The 23,494-nt window shown below is 58.1% G+C and carries 17 protein-coding genes and 3 pseudogenes; 15 read left to right on the forward strand and 5 right to left on the reverse strand.

Going from position 1 to position 23,494, the window contains the following annotated elements; all coding sequences use genetic code 11:
• Window positions 1–137: 137 nt before the first annotated feature.
• A pseudogene (locus tag CKW40_RS38275) lies at window positions 138–382 on the reverse strand (usg protein).
• 51 nt (window positions 383–433) lie between these two features.
• Entirely contained in the window at window positions 434–781 is a 348-nt protein-coding gene (locus CKW40_RS38280; RefSeq protein ID WP_095204843.1) for a hypothetical protein, read from the reverse strand.
• 333 nt (window positions 782–1,114) lie between these two features.
• On the opposite strand from CKW40_RS38280, the gene CKW40_RS38285 reads away from it, so the two are divergent.
• The 8 genes and pseudogenes from CKW40_RS38285 to CKW40_RS38320 all read left to right on the forward strand — a co-directional run bounded on the left by CKW40_RS38285 (window position 1,115) and on the right by CKW40_RS38320 (window position 11,629).
• Entirely contained in the window at window positions 1,115–1,429 is a 315-nt protein-coding gene (locus tag CKW40_RS38285; RefSeq protein WP_095204844.1) for a co-chaperone GroES, read from the forward strand.
• A 57-nt stretch (window positions 1,430–1,486) separates the two neighbouring features.
• Window positions 1,487–3,118, forward strand: a complete 1,632-nt coding sequence (gene groL, locus CKW40_RS38290; RefSeq protein ID WP_095204845.1) for a chaperonin GroEL — start codon at window positions 1,487–1,489, stop codon at window positions 3,116–3,118.
• A gap of 48 nt (window positions 3,119–3,166) precedes the next feature.
• Window positions 3,167–3,400: a hypothetical protein gene (locus CKW40_RS38295; RefSeq protein WP_244571464.1), complete on the forward strand. Its 234-nt coding sequence runs from the start codon at window positions 3,167–3,169 to the stop codon at window positions 3,398–3,400.
• Window positions 3,401–3,643: 243 nt separating this feature from the next.
• Window positions 3,644–4,309, forward strand: a pseudogene (locus CKW40_RS38300) (trypsin-like peptidase domain-containing protein).
• Window positions 4,310–4,357: 48 nt separating this feature from the next.
• Window positions 4,358–5,428: a sensor histidine kinase gene (locus tag CKW40_RS38305; protein ID WP_095204846.1), complete on the forward strand. Its 1,071-nt coding sequence runs from the start codon at window positions 4,358–4,360 to the stop codon at window positions 5,426–5,428.
• Between the two features lie 637 nt (window positions 5,429–6,065).
• Window positions 6,066–7,325: a metallophosphoesterase family protein gene (locus tag CKW40_RS38310; RefSeq protein ID WP_095204847.1), complete on the forward strand. Its 1,260-nt coding sequence runs from the start codon at window positions 6,066–6,068 to the stop codon at window positions 7,323–7,325.
• Entirely contained in the window at window positions 7,322–10,792 is a 3,471-nt protein-coding gene (locus tag CKW40_RS38315; protein ID WP_095204848.1) for an ATP-binding protein, read from the forward strand. The genes CKW40_RS38310 and CKW40_RS38315 overlap by 4 nt, the downstream gene beginning before the upstream one ends.
• A gap of 130 nt (window positions 10,793–10,922) precedes the next feature.
• A pseudogene (locus CKW40_RS38320) lies at window positions 10,923–11,629 on the forward strand (DUF6088 family protein).
• A 434-nt stretch (window positions 11,630–12,063) separates the two neighbouring features.
• Here the strand turns inward: CKW40_RS38320 and gfa are convergent.
• The 3 genes from gfa to CKW40_RS38335 all read right to left on the reverse strand — a co-directional run bounded on the left by gfa (window position 12,064) and on the right by CKW40_RS38335 (window position 15,153).
• Complete coding sequence (gene gfa / locus CKW40_RS38325; protein ID WP_095204849.1) at window positions 12,064–12,633, reverse strand: S-(hydroxymethyl)glutathione synthase; 570 nt, start codon at window positions 12,631–12,633, stop codon at window positions 12,064–12,066.
• A 67-nt stretch (window positions 12,634–12,700) separates the two neighbouring features.
• On the reverse strand, window positions 12,701–13,828 hold the full coding sequence (locus tag CKW40_RS38330) for an S-(hydroxymethyl)glutathione dehydrogenase/class III alcohol dehydrogenase (protein WP_095204869.1): 1,128 nt from the start codon (window positions 13,826–13,828) through the stop codon (window positions 12,701–12,703).
• Between the two features lie 536 nt (window positions 13,829–14,364).
• Window positions 14,365–15,153 carry an IclR family transcriptional regulator gene (locus CKW40_RS38335; RefSeq protein ID WP_210200204.1) on the reverse strand — a complete coding sequence of 263 codons (789 nt, stop codon included), beginning with the start codon at window positions 15,151–15,153 and terminating at the stop codon, window positions 14,365–14,367.
• Window positions 15,154–15,319: 166 nt separating this feature from the next.
• On the opposite strand from CKW40_RS38335, the gene CKW40_RS38340 reads away from it, so the two are divergent.
• The 7 genes from CKW40_RS38340 to CKW40_RS38370 all read left to right on the forward strand — a co-directional run bounded on the left by CKW40_RS38340 (window position 15,320) and on the right by CKW40_RS38370 (window position 23,308).
• Window positions 15,320–16,477, forward strand: a complete 1,158-nt coding sequence (locus CKW40_RS38340; protein WP_095204851.1) for an acyl-CoA dehydrogenase family protein — start codon at window positions 15,320–15,322, stop codon at window positions 16,475–16,477.
• 57 nt (window positions 16,478–16,534) lie between these two features.
• Entirely contained in the window at window positions 16,535–17,341 is an 807-nt protein-coding gene (gene kdsB, locus CKW40_RS38345) for a 3-deoxy-manno-octulosonate cytidylyltransferase (protein ID WP_095204852.1), read from the forward strand.
• A gap of 641 nt (window positions 17,342–17,982) precedes the next feature.
• A complete protein-coding gene (locus CKW40_RS38350) occupies window positions 17,983–19,263 on the forward strand; it encodes an ABC transporter substrate-binding protein (protein WP_143748469.1) in 1,281 nt (426 codons plus the stop codon).
• 58 nt (window positions 19,264–19,321) lie between these two features.
• Window positions 19,322–20,257, forward strand: coding sequence for a carbohydrate ABC transporter permease (locus CKW40_RS38355; protein ID WP_179298269.1), 936 nt, complete (start codon window positions 19,322–19,324; stop codon window positions 20,255–20,257).
• A 4-nt stretch (window positions 20,258–20,261) separates the two neighbouring features.
• Window positions 20,262–21,098: a carbohydrate ABC transporter permease gene (locus CKW40_RS38360; RefSeq protein ID WP_095204855.1), complete on the forward strand. Its 837-nt coding sequence runs from the start codon at window positions 20,262–20,264 to the stop codon at window positions 21,096–21,098.
• A 249-nt stretch (window positions 21,099–21,347) separates the two neighbouring features.
• On the forward strand, window positions 21,348–22,271 hold the full coding sequence (locus CKW40_RS38365) for an NAD-dependent epimerase/dehydratase family protein (RefSeq protein WP_179298270.1): 924 nt from the start codon (window positions 21,348–21,350) through the stop codon (window positions 22,269–22,271).
• On the forward strand, window positions 22,268–23,308 hold the full coding sequence (locus tag CKW40_RS38370; protein WP_095204857.1) for a Gfo/Idh/MocA family protein: 1,041 nt from the start codon (window positions 22,268–22,270) through the stop codon (window positions 23,306–23,308). The genes CKW40_RS38365 and CKW40_RS38370 overlap by 4 nt, the downstream gene beginning before the upstream one ends.
• Window positions 23,309–23,494: the final 186 nt, after the last annotated feature.

Below are 23,494 nucleotides of genomic sequence, written 5' to 3' on the forward strand. Positions count from 1 at the left end.
GTCGCCTGGTTGGTCAATGACGAGGCCCTGATAGGCGAAGGCCGTCCTTTGCCCGGCACCAAAATTGCCGCGCTGATCGAGATGCTGGAGCCGGAAGAGGAAAGCGAAAGGACCCGTTCCGACGGGCTCGCTTCATCTCACTGAATGGCAAAGACGCCGTCGATCGGGTCCATTCAGATGGTTTGATCAAGCGATGGTGGGCGACGCGCACGGAATATGCAGCGCGCCGTCCAGTTCGCGCTCCCAGAAGCCGAGAAAGCCTTTCAGCGTCGGGAATTCCGGAGCAAGGTCGTAAGGCCTGCCAGACATAAAGCTGCAGCAAGCTCGCATGATCGGGAAGGTGATAGTGGATCTCCGCGGTCGTGAGCCCATAGCCCTTCATTTGCAGCCGGAATTCCCTGCGACCATGCAAATCTCCTCTGTCAAAGCCGGGTCACGAGTCGAGCCTGATCGTGTCAGCGTTTTGCGGCTGACGATCACCCGCCATGGACGCGTTGCGCCGGATGTCATCCAGGCTGCACAAAGCGTCCATGATCGCGTCGAAAGTCACGGCCGATGCAGCCCCCGGCGGCTTGCGCAGCGCCGGCATCGATTCGACCGCGCAGGCATCCGATGCCCACGACGACAGGATCGCCCGCTTTTCCTGGACGTCGAGCGCGTCGTCTTTCAGCACATCGTCGGGGTGGCTGAAAAATCGTGACGGGTCGAGCAGCCGGTCGATGAACAGATCAGAGGTTTCTGGGGCGACCGAGGGGATGATTGGCAATACGCTTCGTTCCATCGATGTCCTCCGCTTCCAAATATCTCCTTGAGATTTGACTCCTTTTGGATGGCACTGCGAATGGCCCATCCTGCGCGATAAAATTTGGAAGAATGATCCAAAATTTCAAGACCCATTGTGCGGCCGAAGGCGATAATAGACCAACGAATGCAACGCGCTAGCACTCTCGCCTGTCGAGTGCCAAAATTTTTGCGGCGGCCTCTTGAAAACCGAATAATCCAAAACCAGATCGTTTCGCGCGCGATGCCGAAAGGATCACGCTCCCCGCGCCGGATTCGTTCGGAGGCGGTGCGGAGGACTTTTTAAGAAGCGTTAGACTATGAGGAGAACGACATGGCGTTCCGTCCATTACACGACCGTATCCTGGTCCGCCGCATCGAGGCCGAAGAAAAGACGGCCGGCGGCATTATCATTCCAGACACCGCCAAGGAAAAGCCGCAGGAAGGCGAGGTCATCGCCGCCGGACCAGGCGCCCGCGACGACGCCGGCCAGCTGCAGCCGCTCGACGTCAAGGTCGGCGATCGCATCCTGTTCGGCAAATGGTCCGGCACGGAAATCAGGCTTAGTGGCGAGGATCTCCTGATCATGAAGGAGAGCGACGTCATGGGCGTGGTCGAGGCCGAAGCGCAGGCCAGAAAAGCCGCCTGAGCGGGACTGGAAACATACCAATTAACCAATTAGCTGCCTGGAAAGGAGTGATACAACATGGCTGCCAAAGAGGTGAAATTCCATACCGAAGCCCGCGAGAAGATGCTGCGCGGCGTCGACATCCTCGCCAATGCGGTGAAGGTGACGCTCGGCCCGAAGGGCCGCAATGTCGTCATCGACAAGTCGTTTGGCGCGCCGCGCATCACCAAGGACGGCGTCACCGTCGCCAAGGAAATCGAGCTTGAGGACAAGTTCGAGAACATGGGCGCGCAGATGGTGCGCGAAGTCGCCTCGAAGACCAGCGACATTGCGGGCGACGGCACCACGACCGCGACAGTGCTTGCGCAGGCGATTGTCAAGGAAGGCGCCAAGGCCGTGGCCTCGGGCATGAACCCGATGGACCTGAAGCGCGGCATCGATAAGGCGGTCGAGGCTGTCGTCGCCGAACTCAAAGTGAACGCGCGCAAGATCACCAGGAACGATGAAATCGCTCAGGTCGGCACCATATCGGCGAACGGCGACACCGAAATCGGCCGTTTCCTCGCCGAAGCGATGCAGAAGGTCGGCAACGAGGGCGTCATCACCGTCGAAGAGGCCAAGACCGCCGAAACGGAACTCGAGGTGGTCGAAGGCATGCAGTTCGATCGTGGTTATCTGTCTCCCTACTTCATCACCAACCAGGAGAAAATGCGCGTCGAGCTCGAAGAGCCCTATGTGCTGATCCACGAGAAGAAGCTCTCCAACCTGCAGGCGCTGCTGCCCGTTTTGGAGGCGGTCGTCCAGTCGGGCAAGCCGCTGCTCGTCATCGCCGAAGATGTCGAGGGCGAGGCGCTTGCGACGCTGGTCGTCAACAAGCTACGCGGCGGGCTCAAGGTCGCTGCGGTGAAGGCGCCCGGCTTCGGCGACCGCCGCAAGGCGATGCTTGAAGACATTGCGATCCTGACCGGTGGTACCGCAATCTCGGAAGATCTTGGCATCAAACTCGAGAACGTCACGCTCAATATGCTGGGCCGCGCCAAGAAGGTGGTCATCGAAAAGGAAAACACCACGATCGTTGATGGGGCCGGCTCGAAGAACGAGATCGAAGGCCGCGTTGCCCAGATCAAGGCGCAGATCGAGGAGACTACCTCCGACTATGACCGCGACAAACTGCAGGAGAGGCTGGCCAAGCTCGCCGGTGGCGTTGCTGTTATTCGTGTCGGTGGGTCGACCGAGGTCGAGGTCAAGGAACGCAAGGATCGCGTCGATGATGCCATGCATGCCACACGAGCAGCCGTCGAGGAGGGTGTATTGCCGGGCGGCGGCGTGGCATTGCTCCGGGCGGCCAGGGCGCTCGACAGCGTCGCGGTCGACAATCCCGACCAGAAATACGGCGTCGAGATCGTGCGACGCGCGATAGAGGCGCCAGTGCGCCAGATTGCCGAGAACGCCGGCGCGGAAGGCTCGATCATCGTCGGCAAGCTCCGCGAGAAGGCAGGCGATTTCGGGTATGGCTGGAACGCCCAGACCAATGCGTTCGGTGACCTATACAGCCAGGGTGTGATCGATCCCGCGAAGGTGGTGCGCACCGCACTCCAGGATGCAGCCTCGGTCGCAGGCCTGCTTGTGACCACAGAGGCGATGGTCGCCGAGAAGCCGAAGAAGGAAGCTCCCGTTCCGGCAATGCCTGGCGGAGGCATGGACTTCTGACCAAAAAACTCAGTCCGCACCCCGCGTGGGCGCGGACACCTCTGACAGATGGGTGACGCCATGAACATGATGAATTTCAACGTAATCCCGCCGCCCTCGGGCGCGGCCACCGATCTGAATTACGAAGCGGACCTGAAGGTTGCGCTCGATGCGGTTCTGGCGGACTTGCTCGACAGAACGGAGGCTGCGGGGTGGGACCGGCGGAAAGCGGCGTATACGATTATGTTTCTGGCCGCGCGCAATCTCGCGGATACCAAACCGAGTCCTGAAAACGGAGCTTGAATGGGCTGAGAAAGCGCCGCGCCCGCTCGGGGCGCGGCGGCTCTGAAAATCGAACGGGCGCATACCGACACAATTCGAAGGTTCGACCTGCTTGGTCCGTTCCAACGAAAGCGAACCCGATAGCCAGCCGGCCGCGCCGATAGGAGGAATTTAGAGTTTCGGGGTCGAAAAATGACAATGCGATCGTCTAGACATATCGGCGCGTTCGCCGCCCTTTATTTCGTTTTCGCTCCCATGCCGGCGATGCCGGCCACGCCGCAGCCTGTTATAGGCGCGAACACCGAGCGGCCGCTCGCCGACGTGCTTGAGCAAGTGACCCCAGCGGTGGTCAATATCGCCGTTACTTCGAGTTCATCTGCCGAAACCAATCCGCTCTACAACGATCCCTTCTTCCGGCGCTATTTCAACATGCCTGAGGCGCAGCCGCGGCTTAGTGCGGGTTCCGGCGTCATCGTCGATGCCGAAAAGGGTCTTATCCTGACCAATCATCACGTCGTCGCCGATGCCAGCGAGATCTCGGTGACGCTCAAGGATCGCCGCCGTTTCAAAGCAGAACTTATCGGCAGCGATCAGGCGACTGACATTGCCCTAATCAGGATCAACGCGAGCAAGCTCACGGCGCTTCCTTTCGGCAATTCCGACACGCTTCGTGTCGGCGATACCGTCGTGGCGATCGGCAATCCCTTTGGCCTTGGTCAGACAGTGACATCCGTATCGTGAGTGCGCTCGGCCCAGACCGATGCCTCGATCAACCCTGGTAATTCGGGCGGGGCGCTCGTAACAGCGGATGGCAAGCTGGTCGGCATAAACACCGCGATCATAGCGCCGGCCGGCGGCAATGTTGGCAACCCTGACCTGCCTGGGTCGTCAGGCAATTCAACTCGCGACACGCCACTCGCAACGGTGTAGTGTCATATCTTGGAGAGGCGCAACGCCTCTCGTTCGGCTTTTACGCCCATGTTCCATCCCATCGCGAATATCGAAGATGCGCAGACGCTGGCGCAGGCGATCGTCAACACGATCGCCGAGCCGTTCCTCGTGCTTGATGAGCAGTTCCGCGTGCTGGCAGCCAGCCGCTCCTTCTACCAGACCTTCGAGGTCGACCCTGAGCAGACGCGCGGCTCGCTACTTTACGCACTTGGCGATGGCCAGTGGGACATTCCCGCCCTTCGGCTGCTACTCGAGACGATCATCCCCGAGAAGACCGCGATGGACGGCTTCGAGGTCGAGCATGACTTCCCGCAGATCGGCCGTCGCACTATGCTGCTCAACGCCCGTAAGGTGCTCTACGACCACAGTTCAGCCATCACCATCCTGCTGGCCTTCAATGACATCACGGCGCGCCGTGTGATCGAGAAGGAAAAGGAGGAACTCCTCAAGCGCACGGAAGATTTGCTCAACCAGAAGGACGTGCTGCTGCGCGAAATGGAGCATCGGGTTGCCAACAGCCTGCAGATCATCGCCAGCATCCTGTTGCTGAAGGCTCGGAACGTCACCTCGGAAGAGACGCGTCAGCATCTCAAGGATGCTCATCAGCGCGTGCTATCGGTGGCGGAAGTGCAGCGCCATCTGCACACTTCGGCCGGTGTCGATGAGATCGACGTTGGCTCCTATTTGCCGAAATTATGCAGCAGCCTGGCCTCGTCCATGGTCGGCGAAGCCCAGCCGATCGCCGTCAACGTGACAGCGGAAGACGGCAGGATGGACTCGCAACGGGCCGTCAGCCTTGGGCTGATCGTCACCGAACTCGTGCTCAATGCGATCAAGTATGCCTTTCCGAAGGAGAGGGCCGGCGCCCGTATTCAGGTCACCTACGAGACTGCCGGCAGCGACTGGAAACTGACGGTTTCGGACAATGGTATCGGCAAGATCGCGAACGATGTGCCAAATACCGGCCTCGGCACGGCGATCGTCGAGGCGCTCGTGAAGCAGTTGGAGGCCAGGGTCGATGTCGTCAGCGATGCTGGCGGCACCAGTGTATCGGTTACCAGGGCGACATTTACCTCACGGGTTCCTCGGGCGGCGTGATACCGGTTCCATAGCGCAGCGCTCAAAACTGGTGCTCTGCGATGACAATCCACAGGGATCGGATGCTCAACAGCCGCACTACAGTAGGGTTCATGATCCGTTCGCCCTTAGCGTACGATTTCGCACTGCTCTTGTTCCGACCCCACGTTAGTCACTACCTGGATGCAGGTAGTCGTCCCAGAACTGTCAATTTGTCTCCCCCGATCGGCCCTCACTCCGATAAGTAATCGAGCATAAAGTCAATCTCCAACCGGATCAGGCAATACTATTTCCTGTATTTAACACTTGAAGGTCCAGTACATTCCAATTGTGGTTTTTGCGACGCCCTGAACCTGAGCACCTGTTTCTCCCTTGGCTGATCGTGCTGGAACCGGCGTCAGTCGCAGGCATGCAAGAACCGCTTCCGTCGAGCGGTCGAAAGTACGACCGACGATCCACGCAAGGCGAGCGACGTCAACCTATGGTCGGCAATCATGTGGTGGATCAGGCAACGATATGTCACCCGTTTGCGGCCGGTCGCCAGGCTCGGCTGAGCTTCAACCCTATCCCAAGCAATGGAGGCCAATACGGCGTCGCGCGAAATTCACCTACCAAACCGCGATCGAACATCGGTATGTTCGTGGGCGGAGACCGCCGAATGGTATTTCGATTCGTACATACCGCCGACATTCATCTCGACTCGCCACTGCGTTCGCTGGCGATGCGAAACCCCGACCTTGCCGAACTTGTCGGAGACGCAAGCCGTCAGGCATTTGTCTCGATCGTGGATCTCTGCCTTGCGGAACGTGTCGAGGCCCTGGTCATTGCCGGCGATCTCTATGATGGCGATCAGACGTCGATGAAAACGGCGCGGTTTCTGGCGTCACAGATGACACGACTTCACCAAGCCGGCATCAGGGTTTTCAAGATCCGTGGCAATCATGACGCCATGTCGCGGATATCGAAACAGCTCGTGTTCCCTGACACGGTCACGATTTTCGGCGGCCGTCCCCAGTCAGTGCTGCAGACAGCAGGCGGGCTCGACGTCATGTTCAATGGCTTGAGCTTTGCCAGCCCCAAGGCACCGGAAAGTCTGCTGCCAAAGTACCCTGCTGGCCGTGAAGGCGCGGTCAATGTCGGCATCATGCATACGAGCCTGGCCGGATCGCCCGGCCACGACGTCTACGCTCCCTGCAGCGTCGCTGACCTGCACAGCCATGGCTTCGACTACTGGGCCCTTGGGCACATCCATATCCGCCAAGTCCACCCCGGGGTGAGCACCGTGGTGATGCCAGGAATTCCACAGGGCAGGGACATCAACGAGGCCGGAGAGAAATCCGTCACCCTGGTGACGATACGGGACGACCGCACCATAGAGATCGAGGAAAGGTTGACCAGTATCGCGCAATTCGAGCGGGTGAACGTCGACCTGACCGAAACGGTGGAATGGTCCGAAGTTGTCGGGCGAATCCGCTCTGCGCTTGAAGATGTGCGCGCCTTCGTCAGGGCCCGTCATGTTGTGGTCCGTCTCGGCCTGACCGGGGCGTCACCTATATCCTGGGCGCTGATCCGTGACCGCGACCTACTGCTCGCAGAAGCTGAGCAGGTCGCGGAACAGATGGGGGACACCTGGGTGGAGAAGCTCGAACTTAACGTTTCTCCATACGCAGCCGAAGCATCCGAGGGCGTCGCTGATCCGATTTTCGAACTCGCTCAATCCATGCGCGCCGATGCCAGCTCGGAAGCTTTCCGCGCTGAGGCGAGGGCGTTGGTCCAGAAGATGATCGCGGATCTTCCGCCTGACGGGCGTGATTTCGCCGGCAAAGACGAGGCTGAGCTGGAGTTGTTCCTCGACAGGGTGCTTGCCAACGGTGCCGACCTGGTCACCGCCCGCCTCAAGGCCGGTGGGTCAGAATGAGGCTCCGGCGACTTGATCTCGTTCGCTATGGCAAGTTCACCGACAGGGCGATCGACTTCGGGCCAAAACCGGAATCCGGTGCCGACCTGCATATCGTGTTCGGCCTGAACGAAGCCGGCAAGTCGACCGCGCTTTCCGGCTATCTCGATCTGCTGTTCGGCATCGAGGAACGCAGCCGCTACAATTTCCTGCACGAATACGGCGCGATGCGCATCGGCGGTGTGCTCGAACTCGGCGGCGCTGAGCACACGTTCACACGCACGAAGCAGCGCACCAACTCATTGCTGAACGCGACTGGCCAACCGGTCAGCGAGATGGCGATATCAGCGCATCTCGCCGGGCTGTCTCGCGACGCATACGAGACCATGTTCTCGTTGGACGACGAAACGTTGGAAGCAGGTGGAAAATCGATCCTGGAGTCGCGCGGCGACCTGGGCAAGCTGCTGTTCACGGCCAGCGCCGGCCTCGGGCACGCAAGCGATACATTGAGCGTGCTGGAGGCCGAAGCGGACAGGCTCTATCGCAAGCAGGCACATGGAACCGAGCTTGCGCTGCTCAAAAAGCGACTTGCGGAACTGAAGTCCGGGAAGGAGGCGATCGACACTTTGGCGTCGACGTTCGAAACTCTCGAGACAGAGCGTCTGGACGCGACGGAAAAATACGACCGCTCCATCGCCGAACGGTCGGTGCTGTCGGCTCGGCTCGATACGATCGCAAAGTATCTTCGCGCGATCCCGATCCTTGCTGATATCCGACGTAAGGAAGCCCAACTGGCCGAGTTGCCCGAGATCGCTTCACCGTCACGCACCTGGACCGGCAGTGTCGCCGACATGATCGAGGCCGACGCCAGTCTGAGAACGCGGCTGTCCGCGAGCGTGGACGAGCTTAAGCGGGTGACGACGAAAGTCGCATCGGTCGATGTGGACGCGGTGATTCTTGCGATTTCCGAACGGGTTCGCGGCCTAGCTGACCGCAAGGTGCGCCACGTCTCAGCCGGCCTGGACTTACCAAGTCGCAGGACGGAGCTGCAAATCCTCGACAATGCCGTGGCGAGTTGCCTTGCCGCCCTTGGAAGGACCTCCGAGCCAGACCCTGCCATATTGCTTTTGCCTGCTGCAACCATTGGTGCTGTTCGCACCATGGTCGAGCAGCGATCCGGGATCGTTACCAGCGTGCGCGTCGCGCGCGACGAGGCTGCGGCAGCTGCTGATGCCCTTCAGGCGGCACGCGAGCGGGTCGGCGAAGAACGGGCCGTGCCCGAACCTGCCAGGGCAAGGCTGGTTTCGGCTTTGTCTACGGCAAAGGCCAGCGGGTACATGAAGGAGATCAAGGCGGCACGCGAAGCCGCCGATGCCGGTGCAATTCTATGGGAGGCCGCGATCGCGCGCTTGCACCCCTGGTCGGGCGACGCTCAGGCACTGGCCAGGGTCGCCATTCCCAATGCTGCGCGGCTTGGCGCATGGAAGGCGCTGGTAGCAGAGCTGAGAAAAAGCAGGGCCGTCCTTTCCGAACGTCTTGTCGAGCACCAGGGCAATCACGATTTGCTGTCAGCACAGCTGGATGCCCTTCGTGCCTTGGTCGATGTGAACGACGACGAAGCGGCCGCCGCCGCTCGGCGCGCCCGGGACGAGGCCTGGGCGCGGCATCGCGATGACCTTACTGGCGAAACGGCGGACGAGTTCGCGGCAGCACTGGCTCGAGATGACAGTGTTGGAGCAGGCCGTCTGGCCAACGCGCGGGAGCTCGTTGAGATTCGCACGGCAAGCCGCAGCCTCGCTGAAACCGCTGCCACCATCGCGCATGCGCGAGACCAACTTGCGCGCAACAGCTCGGACCGGGAGGCCGTGCTCTCGGAAATTCGCGCAGCGGCAAGTGACCTGCTCGGAGAGTGCCAGGAAACTTCTCCCGAACGGCTAATCGAACTGATCGAGGACCGCATTACTGCCCGGATCGATGCGCTCGCGGCCTGGGAGGAGATCGAGCTTGCCCGCAAGAAAGCCGAGCGGGCGGTTGATGAGAGAGACCAAATACGGCTGGAGCTGAGCGGGGCTCTGGCGAGTGTCGGCGTCGGTTCAGATCCCGCCGACAGCCTTGAGACGGTCATGGCCGTGGCAGAGTTGTTCCTTGACAGGCAATTCAAGGTGGACGCCGAGCGTACCGAGACGCTCAAAACAGTTGGGGCACGGCAAGAGGATTTGGCCGCCAGGCGTCGAGCCGTCGACGTGGCAGAGCGGCGCGAGGATGAATGGCTAGCCGGCGTTGCCGAAGCGCTCAAGGGCACCTGGCTTGAGAGCGGCATCTCGGCGCCCGGCGTCGGCGGCGTCCTCGATCAATTGGCTGAACTGTCAAAAAGTCTTCAAGACCGGGACGCCATGCAGCTCCGAATAGAGAAGATGGAGGCCGACAGGGACAATTTCCTGGTCGAGGTTACCGCCGTTGCAGCCCTAGCGGGCCAGGTGGCCGACGACGACGAACCCGAACAGCTGGCGATCCGGCTTGCCGAGCGCCTGGAGCGCGCCGAGCGCACGCGCGAGGCCAAGGCAAATCTCGTCAATGACCTGCAGCGCCTGCAGGAAGCGCGTGAGATCCTCGATGCCGAGATTTCGGCACATGAGCGCCGCAAAAACGAGGTCCTGAGCGTCTTTGGCGTGGCCACGCTATCCGAAGTCGTGCAACGCGACGAACTGCTGCGTGACAGGGATCGCCTGCGCACAACCGTGGCCGAACTTGAGGAGCAGGTGTCGTCCGAGCTCGCGGTGGAAGGGTTCGAGCAGGCGCGTTCGATATTGGATGCTGTCGATCTCGACAGTCTTGCAATCGAGAAGGCTGAGGCCGAACAAAGGCTTCGCGCTTCTGACGAGGCGATACAGCAGCAGCTCATTCGACAGACGCGCGCGACCGACAAGCTGGACGCCATTGGCGGCGACAGCGCCGTTGCCCGAATAGATGCCGAACGGCGCACCGTCCTTCTGGAAATCGAGGAAAAGGCCGTCCGTTATATCGAGCTGAAACTGGGTATCATGTCCGCCGGAAATGCCCTGCGTACCTACCGCGAACGTCATCGCTCCGGCATGATGGCGCGGGCATCCGACGCTTTCGCGCTCATGACGCGCGGCCAATATTCCGGCCTGACAACTCAACCTGTGAAGGGTGGGGAAGTGCTCATCGCGTTGCAGCGCGATGGGCAATCCAAGGTCGCCGACGCGCTGTCAAAGGGCGCGCGCTTTCAGCTCTATCTGGCCCTGAGGCTTGCGGGGTACTACGAGTTTGCGCAGTTTCGGCCCTCCGTGCCCTTCATCGCAGACGACATCATGGAAACCTTCGATCATGTCCGTTCCGAGGAGGTCTTCAGGTTGTTTGGCGAAATGGCAAGTGCCGGTCAGGTGATCTATCTTACGCATCACCAGCACCTATGTGAGATCGCCAAGGCTGTTGTGCCGAGCGTAGCGATTCACGAACTTGGATAGTGGACGTCGAGCTCGGCAGTTACTTGGATTGTTAGTAGCAAATAGCCAGGTTGTTGATCCGAAATATGTTGACATTTTTCGGACAGCCCCAGGTTAGCACTTGTCTGAAATACGTATACATATTTCGGACATGAGAGAGACTCGATCGGAGCTGAAGGCTCTAATCCAAGATCGCATCGCGGAGAGCCCATCACGCACGGTCTGGACGCCTGCGGATTTTCTTGACCTCCGTAATCGCGATGCCGTGGACAAGGTGCTGCAGCGGATGGTCAAGGTCGCTGAGCTGCGGCGGATTGATCGCGGGCTCTACGATCGACCGACATTCAACACCTTGACCCAGCAAAAAAGCCCACCAGACCCCCGAGGCGTCATCGACGCGGTGGCGCGGCGCGATCAGATACGGTCCTCGTTGACGGCATGACCGCAGCAAATGACCTCGGCCTGACTGACACTGGACCAGCCCGCATTGTCGTACACGCCGACGCGCGGTTGCGGACGATTCGCCTTGGCAACCTCGACATCACCTTCCGGCCCACGTCGGCCAGCAAACTTTATTGGGCCGGACGCCCGGCAATGCGCGTCGTCCAAGCGCTGCATTGGATGCGCGATATGCTAAGCCAGGATGAAGGGAACCAGAAACTGTTACGGCGCCTGCGCCGACTGTTGAACGATCCCGATCAAGGTGAGCGCCTCCGCGCCGACCTGGCCGAAGGCCTGCCAACCCTTCCCGCTTGGATGCAAGTTCTGTTGAAGCCCCTGCTGCAGGACACCCCTGAGGTATCCCAAGGCCAGCTCCAGCCGAGCGGGACTACGCCTCAGAAAATGCCGAGCCAATGAATTCCGCTTATGACCAGGTCCTGAGCGCCGATGTCCAGACAAGGGCGGGCCTGTTGCTCGTCGGCGGGCAGAGAGAGCGCTGATCGCGGCGCGACCGAGCGGATAAAGGCAAGAAACGTGTCGTCATCAGCCGGCAGTGGGATGCTTTGGTACCCTTTGATGCTCTCACCAAGGCCAAGATTGCGGAGGACCTAAAATAGGAAATCTGAGGCCTTCTGGCGGCCGGCGCAGCTTGGGGGCACGTCAAGATCTTGGCGCGCAATTTCTTGGTCGAGACAACCAGGTCATGGGAGTTCCGCAAATTTGTTCGATCCCGTGGACGCTCGCTTCGGAACAGCTGCATTATCGGAAGGCCCATCAGTTTCGCACGAACCGCAAACCTTACGAGGACAGGGGCCGGAAACGTGTCCGGCCCCTGCCGAAATCTACGGTGTTCAGGCCGGCAAGGCGCCTGACTTCTTCGCCGTCCAGGTGGCGATATAATCCATCAGGCCGGGGTTGAGGCAGTCATAAGGCTCCAGCCCGATTGACTTCAGCTGCGCCCGGATGCCGTCCATGCGCTTGGGATCAACGCCGGATTCGATGATCGAGGAGACAAAGGCGGTGAAGCCCGGCGGCGACCAGCCGTCATCCTCGAAGCGCTCGGGATGGATGAAGGAGAGGCCCTTGAACGGATGGTCGCGCTCGACCGGTCCGTGCATGTGGACGCCGCAGCCAGTGCAGGCATGGCGCTGGATCAATGCCGAGGGATCGACCACCTTGAGCTTGTCGCCATTTTCGGTGACCGTGACGTCGCCGGTGCCGGCCACGGCCACCACCGAGAACACGGCACCTTCCGGCTTCCAGCATTTGGTGCAGCCGCAGGCGTGGTTGTGGGCGATCTGGCCCTTGACCTTCACCTTGACCGGCTTGCTCGTGCAGGCGCAGACCAGCGTGCCGCCGGCAAAGCTTGCGCTCTCCTTCGGCAGTCCATTGTCGATTTTTGGATGCAGTTTTTCCGGCATTCTTTTCTCCTCCCGTTTGTAAACCACAGAGGTCGCAGGCCGGTTGGTCGGCGGCTTGTGGTCTGCTTCAGTAAACGACGACGCTTCGGATCGACTTGCCCTCATGCATGAGGTCAAAACCCTTGTTGATGTCCTCGAGCTTCAGCGTGTGGGTGATCATCGGGTCGATCTGGATCTTGCCGTCCATGTACCAGTCGACGATTTTTGGCACATCGGTGCGGCCGCGCGCGCCGCCGAAGGCGGTGCCCATCCAGGTGCGGCCGGTGACCAGCTGGAACGGCCGGGTCGAAATCTCCTGACCGGCACCGGCGACGCCGATGACGACCGACTTGCCCCAGCCGCGGTGCGAGGCTTCCAGCGCCTGGCGCATCACCTTGGTGTTGCCGGTGCAGTCGAACGTGTAGTCGGCGCCGCCGATCTGGTCGGCGCCGCGCTTGGTCATGTTGACGAGGTGCGGGACGATGTCGCCGTCGATCTCCTTCGGATTGACGAAATGCGTCATGCCGAATCGCTCGCCCCATTCCTTCTTGTCGTTGTTGAGGTCGACGCCAATGATCATGTCGGCGCCGGCCAGCTTCAGGCCCTGGATGACATTCAGGCCGATACCGCCGAGGCCAAAGACGACTGCGGTCGCGCCTTGCTCGACCTTGGCGGTGTTGATGACGGCGCCGATGCCGGTGGTGACGCCGCAGCCGATGTAGCAGATCTTGTCGAAGGGGGCGTCGGGATTGACCTTGGCCAGCGCGATCTCGGGCAGTACGGTGAAGTTGGAGAAGGTCGAGCAGCCCATGTAGTGGAAGATCTTGTCCTTGCCGATCGAGAAGCGCGACGAGCCGTCGGGCATCAAGCCTTGCCCCTGCGTGGCGCGGATGGCGGTGCACAGGTTGGTCTTTCTCGACAAGCAGGACGGGCACTGACGGCATTCCGGCGTATAGAGCGGGATGACATGATCACCCTTCTTGACTGAGGTGACGCCCTTGCCGACATCGACCACCACGCCGGCACCCTCATGGCCGAGGATCGCCGGAAACAGGCCCTCCGGATCGGCGCCCGACAAGGTGAACTCGTCGGTGTGGCAGATGCCGGTCGCCTTGATCTCGACGAGCACCTCGCCCTCGCGCGGACCGTCGAGGTCGACCTCCATGATCTCCAACGGCTTTCCGGCGGCGACAGCGACAGCGGCGCGTGTCCGCATATTGCTCTCCATTTGCTTGAGTGAACGAACTTGGAGCACTTGCCAGGCGTTAATTCGATCCCATAGGCTTAGATCAGATCACAGAATTGCTTTATCGAAGCTGGCGCCTCTCAAAGAAGCCAGTGGTAGCCCTAGGATCCTAAGGATGCTGGCAAATCGATGCGGGATATGAGACCAGGTTTGCGATGCGCGGCATTGGCTGGAGGTTGGCCGCAGAAAGGAATAGTTGCGCATGGCCCAGGCTGCCTTTTTCTAGCGATCAAGCTATCCGATAACCACGAAGGTGAGCTCCAACTGTATTCTAGATAGAACACTATTCCATCTATTGTCAACGACGATTCGTAACGTCGCTGGGCCTTGGGTTGATGTCCACTGACCGACTTAGTGGGCAAGCCATCAACTCGCCGCCCCCTCTGCGGCGACCAGAACTCTAGCCCGATCCGCAGAGCTTCTTTTTGGGCGATTCGAGAGGTTTGAGATTTCCAGAGCGCTGCCTTCGTCGCACAGCATGGCCAGTTGGAGTTAGGTGGACGAGCTTACGCTGACTGCTTCGGACTGCTATAGCGTTCTCTCAGCGGCCAAAGCTCTCCGAGTTTGCCAGCCGTTGACACCACCGCCGAAGCAATTTCTTCGTGCCGCTCTGTGGTTAAACGCGAGCTGGGGCCTGCGACGCTCACGGTGCCAACAGTTTTCCCATCACCCAATATGATTGGGGCGGCAATCGCGACGACGCCAGGCTCGGCCTCCTCGTTGGAAATTGCCCAGCCTCTAGTTCGAGTGAGTTTCAATTCCTCCATGAACTCTTCCACAGGGCTAATGGATTGCTTGCCCCCTGTCCCTGAGCCATTTAACGCAATCCTAATACCGTCCGTTGGATTTAACGTCGACAAATAGGCTCTTCCATTGGCTGTCGTCGCCAAGCGAACCTTTGCTACCATTTCGGGCTGATATTTTAGGCCATTCTGAGCGCCTTGAACCTGTGCAATCCAGGTAAGGGTCTCTCCCTGCACTACGGCCATCCGTACAAGCTCTGAGCTCTGAACGGCTAAATCCTCTAACACTGGCTGGCAAATGTCGGTTAGGTGCGTCGCACTTAAGAAACGTTGTCCAAGAATGGCGAGTCGGAGAGTGAGCTTGTAGAAGCCCGTGACTGGCTCCTGCTCCACCCAACCTATTTCGCACAAGATGTTAAGCATCCGGTGGGCGGCGCTTTTTTGTAAATCCAGCTTTTCGGCAATTTCGCCTAGCCGCATAGAGGATGCTTCATTCGCGAGCAGTTCGATGACTGCAAAACACCGCTCCACAAGAGAGTTGACAACCCGCACGTTCGTCTCCAAGGTAGCGTTCCAAAAGGAATGACATTCTATCTTCGTAGCGACACTCAGTCAAGTGAATCCGGGCTGCCGCCTACGTCGGGGCTTCCGGGCATCCTTTTGCTGCACCGCCTGAGCACGGCTCATTATCGAAAAAAGTTACCTCCGGAGCAAGTATATGGACTTTGCACTGTCCGCCGAACAAATCGCGATTCGCGACCAGGCGCGAAATGTTGCCACGGCAGAGGTCGCGACCCGCGCCGCAGAAATTGATGCGTCGGCTCAGTTTGATTGGAATTTGCATCGACGCCTCGCAGAACTGGGGTTTCTTGGTCTGACGGCTCCTGAAATGTTTGGTGGACACGGAGCCGATACGCTTAGCTGGTGTATTGTAGTCGAAGAGATTGCGAGGGCGTCCTCCACCGTATCTAACGGTATCACCCTTACCGACGGCATGGTCCACTATATATCAACGCTCGGTACACACGAGCAGAAGGAGATGTACATTCCGCCGCTAATCCGTGGCGAGAAGCTCTGCTCCTTCGCCCTTACTGAGCCAGATACCGGATCGGACGCCGCGTCCGTCCGCACCACGGCTCGTCATGAGGGAGACGAGGTCGTCCTAAATGGGCAAAAGATGTTCATCTCAGGCGCCGCATACGCAGACCACTTCATTGTCGTAGCCACCGCAGATAGAGAGTTACGCCACAAGGGCATTCGCACCTATATCGTCCCGCGCACCGCACCCGGCCTTGTTGTTGGTGAGAAGCTAGATCTAATGGGCATTCGCGGCTTCGGCACATCTCCAGTATTTTTCGATGAATGCCGTATTCCGGCATCAAATCAGCTAGGAGGGAACGAGGGTTTCCGCGTTGTCATGCAAGGCCTAGACGGGCCAGGAAGACTCGGTGCCGCATCGCAAGCGGTGGGCCTTGCGCAGGCCGCAATGGAGGGCGCACTCGCCTATTCGCTGGAGCGAAGCCAATTCGGACAACCGATATTTGATCATCAGGCTATCCAATTTATGTTGGCGGACATGTCGGCCGAAATAGATGCAGCTCGACTGTTGATCTGGAATGCCGCCTGGCGACGCGATGCTGGTCTCTCCTTCACCAAGGAATCGTCGCATGCGAAGCTCTTCGCTGGCGACATGTGCGTGAGGAACGTTTCTAACGCCCTCCAGATATTCGGCGGCTACGGTTACTCTAAAGAGTATCCTATCGAGCGGTTTTATCGTGATGCCAAAATCCATCAAATATGGGATGGAACCAATCAGATACAGCGCATGATTATTGCGCGTCAGATCAGAAAGCAATTTGAGGGAGGGGTTTTGTGATTAAAAAGGAGACTCGACCGGGCCCTTTCCAATTTCGGATTGCGTAGGCGAATTGCGTTGTACAGTAAACGGGTAATAATCATCCCTGCACGCTACGGGTCCACGAGGTTTCCGGGTAAGCCTCTTGTCGCACTAAATGGAAAAGCCGCTATCTTGCATACGATTGATGCCGCTGGGAAGGTCGGAGGCGTCGACGGAGTATATGTTGCGACCGACGACGAGCGCATTTCAGCGGTCGTAGAGAAATACGGATACACGGCACTCCTTACCAGCACCTCATGTCGCAACGGGACAGAGCGAGTGGCGGAGGCCGCGAGCATCCTTGGGCTCAATGATGACGATCTTGTGGTCAATCTTCAGGGCGATGCACCGCTGACCCCGCCGGAGTTCGCCGTCACGATTTTTGCTTTTCTAGCCGAGCACCCCGAAGCTGACGTGGTCACTCCCGTCATCAAATGCAGTGCAGAGAGCTATCTGCGCATGGCTGATGACGTTCGCGAACACCGGATCGGCGCCACAACGAGCGTTTTCGATGCAAGAAATCGCGCGCTCTACTTCTCAAAGTCGCTCCTTCCGCACGGTTCTTCTGCTGACACGCTGACAAGACTACCAGTATATCATCATGTTGGCCTCTACGGGTATCGAGTCAGATGTCTGAAGGGATTTCACGAATTGCCTGTTGGTCCGCTTGAATGCGCCGAAAAACTAGAGCAACTGCGTTTTCTAGAGAATGGTCATGCCATGTATGTGGTGGAGGTCGAAAACGACGGGCAAGAGTTCTGGGAACTTAATCATCCAGTTGACGTCGCACATCTGGAACGAGCACTGCCAAAAGGCAAATCCGCCCAGTGGTCACGATCCTGATGGGAGTCCATCTGCGTAGCCGAGCGTTGTCGTAGTTCCCGCCCCCTGCGGTTAGAACTGACGGGATCTTGCCCCGCGATCGGCGTTTCGGAGGCGGGAACGTCAATACGATGAGGGAGTTCGCTCTACATCCCGGGTCATCCCGTCAGACTTCGTGACCATCGGCCTGGGTGATGAAGGGAAGGGATCGGCAACGCCGATCGAACTTACCTCGTACATGAAATGGGGGGAAGAACGTGGCGCGCTCTATCAATCGAGGGATGCGGCAAACTGGTTCCGCCGCTGCGGACTTGTGCAAGATAAACTAGCAAGATCTGCTTGGCACAGAGCCGGGCGATTTTAGAGTCCTGTGCCCTAGACCCAGGCGGTGCTCGGGCGATTTCGATATGTTTAGTCCTCCCATCCGGTCGAATTTCGGAAAAGAGTGTATCCGTGCACCCGCGGACGGATCTGAACTAAGCTCACCGAGCACCGGCAGCCGAGCACTAGCGATTGAGCTAGCCCACGCTCCATTGGTCAACACCTAGTGCTTTACAGCTTTCCGCCCATCCCTGCCCCGAAAGCCGACCCAGGATTCCGGGGTGCGAGCTTGACCGACCGTTTGAAATAGAATAGCGTTCTGATAGGAATGGAGTTGCGGGTTGGCCGCAGCAAAGGGAGAAGGAGGAACAAAAATGAAGGGAACTAGACTTTTTCTTGCAATGGGCTGCGCAGCAGCCCTGAGCGTTTGCGCTGCGGCTCACGCTGCAGAGGTTGCTTTTCCCACCTGGCAGTGGGGTGAGTCTTCCAACGCCGCCTTTCTTAACAAGGTCAAAGGCGATTTTGAGAAGAACAACGCCGGAGACACGATCAAGCCAATCACCGTTCCCTATGAAGGGTTTTTTGACAAACAGTATTCGGAAGTGAGGGCCGGCAGTCCGGCCGATATTGTTACCCTATTTGATCCGGACATGGGCTCCTTCGTAAAGCAGGGGCTGCTGGAACCACTCGACAAATACCTGGCTATGGCCGGGGTGTCCGCCGATCAACTGAGCGCGTCCCACAAAGTCGCGATCAAGGACGGCCACGTATACGGTGTGGCATTTCAAACAAATCCGCGCGCGCTTCTGGTGAATGGAAAGCTATTCAAAGACGCCGGTGCCAAGCTCCCCACAAATGTGGACGAATTCTTGGAAGCAATGAAAAAGATTCGAAATCCTGCCAAGCAAGAGTTTGGCTTCTTCAGCTTATCGACCAGTGAGGCTGCCGACGCTACCTATATTCAGACCACGCCGATTGTCTTAGGCTTCGGAGGAAGTTGGTTTAAGGCTGGCAAGCCAACGGCAACCGACCCAAATACGATTGCCGCTCTGAAGTTTATCAAAAAAATCTATGATGATGGCCTCGTGCCGAGGGTGAATAGTATCGAGGCGCAGCAGTTGTTCGTCAACGGCAAAATCGGTTCGTTCATCGTTGGGCCCTTCCTCGTCGGGTTTGCGGCTGAGCAGAACAAGGAAGTTTATGAAAATATCCAGGCCACCGTCCCGCCTTTCCCGGGAGCGCAGTCGGCCGCGGTTACCGTCTTCCTTGGCATTCCAAAGGGAGCAAAAAACGCAGATGCAGCAGGGCGCTTTATTGCCACGCTGCTGAAGCCGGAAATGCAGCAGAGCGTGGTTGAGATCATCAAAGCGCTTCCCGCGGTGAAGGGCTCGATCCCGGCCGGCTTTTTGGACAAGAATCCCTGGTTTGGGGCCTTTGTCAAAGCCGGAGACCACGCTGTATCCTATGCTCCTGAGGGCATGGAGGAGTATGGACCTGAGATCTACAACATAATCGGCCCTGCGATCGAGGACATCCTCTTCAACAACAAGGATGTCGAGCAGGCTACCAACGATCTCCAGGGCGAACTTGAAAAGTTTGTCGCCGAAAAGAAAGCGAACTAACGTCTCGGCCGGTCGACCGGCAGGTCGGCCGGCAGAAGGCCCTACTGAGGTGACGCCCATGGACAAAGAAGTTTCCATTGCCACAGCGTTGTCGAGCGGCAGCGGACGAAGGTTTGCTTTAGGTTGGCGGAGGCGAGAGCAGCTGACCCCATACTTATTTCTTCTACCGTGCGCTGTAGCACTCACAGTTGTATACTTTTATCCCATATTTGAGGCGATAAAAACGTCATTTGAATCGAACGATATATCCCCAGGTGGAGCGAGTCTTGTTGGTTTTAAAAACTATTCAACAATTATTCATAGTAAATACTTCTATCAAGCGCTTGAGATATCAGCATTATATACGATTGGTAATGTAGTTCTGGTATGGATATTCGGGCTTTCTGGTGCATTGCTCGTTCATGGAGAATTTGCGGGCCGTTGGTTTTTCCGCTGTGTCTTGATTTTGCCTTGGGCAGTTCCGTATGTTGCGACAGCGCTCATCTGGTCATGGATGTTCAGTTATGAGTTTGGGGTTCTTCGCTACCTAACTGCGGAAGTTGCGGGCGTTGCGCCTGATTTCCTCAACAGAAATCCCTATGCGCTGATGTCAGTTACCGGAGTATCGGTTTGGAAGGCTTTCCCGCTGGGAATGGTGATGTTGCTTGCAGGCCTGCAGTCCATCCCCAAGGAGCAGTACGAGGCAGCGGTTGTCGACGGAGCGGGACCCATTTCTCAATTTATCCACGTGACCCTGCCTGGTCTCAAAACAATCAGCATTTTTCTTATGCTGCTGATCGGAATTTGGAGTTTCGGGAGAGCATTCACAATTGTCTACGTTCTGACATCCGGTGGTCCGGCGAGGGGAACTGAGACTGTTGTGATCCAAGCCTATCACGAGGTGTTTCGCTTTTTCCATCCAGGCACTGGCGCCGCGCTTGCCACAATCATTCTGACAATTTCCCTCGTGTTTTCAGCTATCTATCTCGCCATCCTGTATCGGTCGGAGGAGTGAACCTATGAGCTCCATATCCAAGGCACGATTCAACCGAGCCCTGTTCTGGCTATCATTGCTCATAGCGTCCACGATCGCGGTATTCCCTGTATATTGGATGGTTATCACGTCGCTGCAAACGACCGAGGAAGTATTTGCCTTCCCACCAAATTTCCTACCTGACATAAAAATCGAAAACTATCTCTCGGTGTTGACGGAAACCGACTTGCCGTTGTGGATGCGCAACTCACTTGTGGTGTCCTTGAGCTCCACGGCTTTGGCCCTGCTCGTGGGAACTCCAGCGGCCTTCGCGCTTTCGCGCCTCCGATATCGCGGGCGAGCGGTTTTCTCGTTGCTGATCCTGACGACGCAGATGATCCCAACACTCGTGCTGATCATCCCACTGTTCCAGATTTTTGTGCAGTTGGGCATTAGAGATTCGTTGCTCGGATTGGTGCTTGGAAATTTCGCTTTCACGCTTCCTGTCGTCGTTTGGATGATGAAGTCGATGCTCGACGGTGTTCCGCAAGAAATTGAACAGGCTGCACGCGTGGATGGAGCATCGTGGTTCCAGATAATGCTTTATATCACAGGACCGTTGGTTCTGCCCGGATTGGCGGCGACCACGATCTACGCATTTCTCGACGCGTGGGACGAGTATATGCTTGCTAGAACGACTATTACATCACCAGAAAACTGGGTTGCGTCGATTGGTATCTCATCATTCGTCGGACAATACCTAACGCCACTCAATATCGTGATGGCAGCGTCCGTTTTGTTCTCGTTGCCCCCGATTATCCTATTCCTTCTAATTCAGAGGCAGTTTGTGGCAGGTTTGAGCGCAGGTGCTGTCAAGGGCTGAATGCTCTTTGGAATAGAGGCTCCTCGCGGAAGGGTGCTGAGTGGCGCCACCGCAGATACGTGCCCGGAAAGATACGTGGGTAGGACAGTGACCCAATAGGGAGACGAGCCTCGGTACCGGCGAATGGCTGCCGAGGGACCTCCCTTCACCCCAATCAGGTGGCAATGGCGGCGCATAATTGTTTGCGCCTCTTTTGCCGGATCGAGCCTAGATTGCCGTCGCTGGCAGTACGAAGAAGGGAAATTACTGATGAAAGTTTTTGTGACCGGTGGTTCGGGCTTTCTCGCGCAGCGCTTCATTGAACTTGCCCATCGAAACGGTCATGAGGTGATATGTTATGACATCGTCGAGCCTGGGAAGGCGAGCGTCGGGACGTGGATCGTTGGCGACATCACTGACTACCAGGCTCTCCTCACTGCGATGCGTTCCCACCAGCCAGAAATCGTGGTGCATTTGGCAACAGTTCTCTCAGATGTTTGCGAGAATGACCCTGTACTTGGCACCCGTGTGAACTGTGTGGGTACAGCAAGTGTCTTTCAGGCGGCACATGAAGTTGGGGCCCGCCGCGTAATTTATGCCAGCTCAGTTGCCGTATTCACTACTGGCACAAGTGAGATACGAGGCGATCACAGGCCAATTGCCCCTGAAGGCGCTTATGGCGTAACTAAAGCCTATGGCGAGTTGCTCGCAGAAGCCTTGGCCCGTCAGTGGGGAGCTCCAGAGTTTCTAGGCCTGCGGTTCGGGTGGATATACGGCGCTGGACGCGATCGGGGTTGGCGCGCTCTGCAGCAGGTCATTGACGACTTCCTGTCCGGCAAGACGGAAGTCCAGTACCCGGACTTCAGCGGCGCCAATGATTGGACATTTGTCACCGATGCAGCCACGACCCTTTTGCACTGTTTGACGTCGCAGACACCAACGGTTCGAGCATACAATGTAACCGGCGATTATCGTCACGTGGGGGACGCCGTCAAACACCTTCAGCGTCGCTTTCCTGGCATCAAAGCCATTCCTGTTGAGGCGGAGTTTCCACCGACGGCCTGGGAATTTCAATGCGAGCGACTCGTTCAAGAGGTCGGGTATCGGCCAGAAACAAGTTTAGAGAGCGGCCTCGACAAGATGATCTTGGCGAGAGGCCTCCAGATTTCTGAACCGGATGTGAGTTCGACGTGAAGGTTCGGTTAGTGCAGGTTGGCCTCGGTGAATGGGGCGTCAATTGGGCCAACAGCGTTATACCCCAGATCAAAGACGTTGAAATCGTAGGATATGTGGTGCGCAGCCAGGAACGGGCGGCTGCCGCCCGCGTACGCCTCGGCGACCATGTGACACCCTTCTTTTTGTCGCTCGAGGAAGCTTTGAAGCAAACTGCCGCTGACGGCGTACTTGTCTTGACAACGACAGAGGCTCACGTCGATCTGGTTTCACGCGCCCTTGCGGTAGGCTGCCACGTTCTTGTTGAAAAGCCATTCGTACCCTCGGTCGCGGAGGCGCGTACCCTGGTGCGAATGGCTGAGGACCGCAGCCTAGTATTGATGGTCAATCAGAACTTTCGTTTCTTTCCGGCAGCTCAGCGCGCTGCAGATCTCGTGCGCCAAGGCAAGCTCGGCGAAATCGCCGCGGTTTCGATAGCATTTCGCCGCATGCTCACCTATGAAAGCGAGGCGAGTGCGACCTGGCACCACGAGCTTCAACACCCGCTCATCGCTGATCTTGGGATCCATCATTTCGACCTCATGCGTATGGTTATTGGTCGCGAGCCCGTCTCCGTTTTTTGTACCGCTCCTCGGCCGTCTTGGAGCGAGTTCAACGATCCTGGCACGGCAGCGGCGATCGTGGTTTTTGAGGGCGACGTAACCGTCAGCTGGACAGCATCATGGGAAGCGCGAAGCGATACCCCTTTTTCGGGTGATTGGTACATGCAATGCCAGCGCGGCGAAGTTACTTGGGCGTGCCGGGGCGACCGCGACGTGACGCTTGATGGGGACCGCGTAATGGTCGTCGAGGGTCACGGAGAAAACCGCGCCGAGGCGCTCCTGCGGGACCAGCTTTTTGGAAGGGCAGCTGTGCTCCAGGCATTTGCAGAAGCTACCGTCAGCAAGTCCCGGCCATGGTTTTTCCCAGATGGAAGCGACAATATCAAAAGCCTTGCTCTGATGGAGGCCGCGATACAATCGTGCGAAACAGGCACCGTAGTTCAAGTGAGAGTTTGACAGTCGTCAGTTGTGGACGACTTGCTTAGGCCGAACGACTCCTAACTGCAGATCGCCGCGCTAGGTTTCTATGGAAGCGCGCACCGCTTATTTCACGCTCGTTTCGGCACGCCACGGCGAACCGTGGAGGACGCTCTCGTGCGATGAAGAGCGAGACGTCTGAGCAGTCGACGTAGCATTCGTTCG

The sequence above is a fragment of the Mesorhizobium carmichaelinearum genome (assembly GCF_900199455.1).
Lineage (GTDB): Bacteria > Pseudomonadota > Alphaproteobacteria > Rhizobiales > Rhizobiaceae > Mesorhizobium > Mesorhizobium carmichaelinearum.

Bases quoted from the DNA above. Each gene is read 5' to 3' on its own strand.
- CKW40_RS38280 (WP_095204843.1), bottom strand. From the start codon at position 781: ATGGAACGAAGCGTATTGCCAATCATCCCCTCGGTCGCCCCAGAAACC.
- CKW40_RS38310 (WP_095204847.1), top strand. From the start codon at position 6,066: ATGGTATTTCGATTCGTACATACCGCCGACATTCATCTCGACTCGCCA.
- groL (WP_095204845.1), top strand. From the start codon at position 1,487: ATGGCTGCCAAAGAGGTGAAATTCCATACCGAAGCCCGCGAGAAGATG.
- gfa (WP_095204849.1), bottom strand. From the start codon at position 12,633: ATGCCGGAAAAACTGCATCCAAAAATCGACAATGGACTGCCGAAGGAG.
- CKW40_RS38360 (WP_095204855.1), top strand. From the start codon at position 20,262: ATGAGCTCCATATCCAAGGCACGATTCAACCGAGCCCTGTTCTGGCTA.
- CKW40_RS38295 (WP_244571464.1), top strand. From the start codon at position 3,167: ATGGGTGACGCCATGAACATGATGAATTTCAACGTAATCCCGCCGCCC.
- CKW40_RS38330 (WP_095204869.1), bottom strand. From the start codon at position 13,828: ATGCGGACACGCGCCGCTGTCGCTGTCGCCGCCGGAAAGCCGTTGGAG.
- CKW40_RS38305 (WP_095204846.1), top strand. From the start codon at position 4,358: ATGTTCCATCCCATCGCGAATATCGAAGATGCGCAGACGCTGGCGCAG.
- CKW40_RS38315 (WP_095204848.1), top strand. From the start codon at position 7,322: ATGAGGCTCCGGCGACTTGATCTCGTTCGCTATGGCAAGTTCACCGAC.
- CKW40_RS38355 (WP_179298269.1), top strand. From the start codon at position 19,322: ATGGACAAAGAAGTTTCCATTGCCACAGCGTTGTCGAGCGGCAGCGGA.
- CKW40_RS38365 (WP_179298270.1), top strand. From the start codon at position 21,348: ATGAAAGTTTTTGTGACCGGTGGTTCGGGCTTTCTCGCGCAGCGCTTC.
- CKW40_RS38285 (WP_095204844.1), top strand. From the start codon at position 1,115: ATGGCGTTCCGTCCATTACACGACCGTATCCTGGTCCGCCGCATCGAG.
- CKW40_RS38340 (WP_095204851.1), top strand. From the start codon at position 15,320: ATGGACTTTGCACTGTCCGCCGAACAAATCGCGATTCGCGACCAGGCG.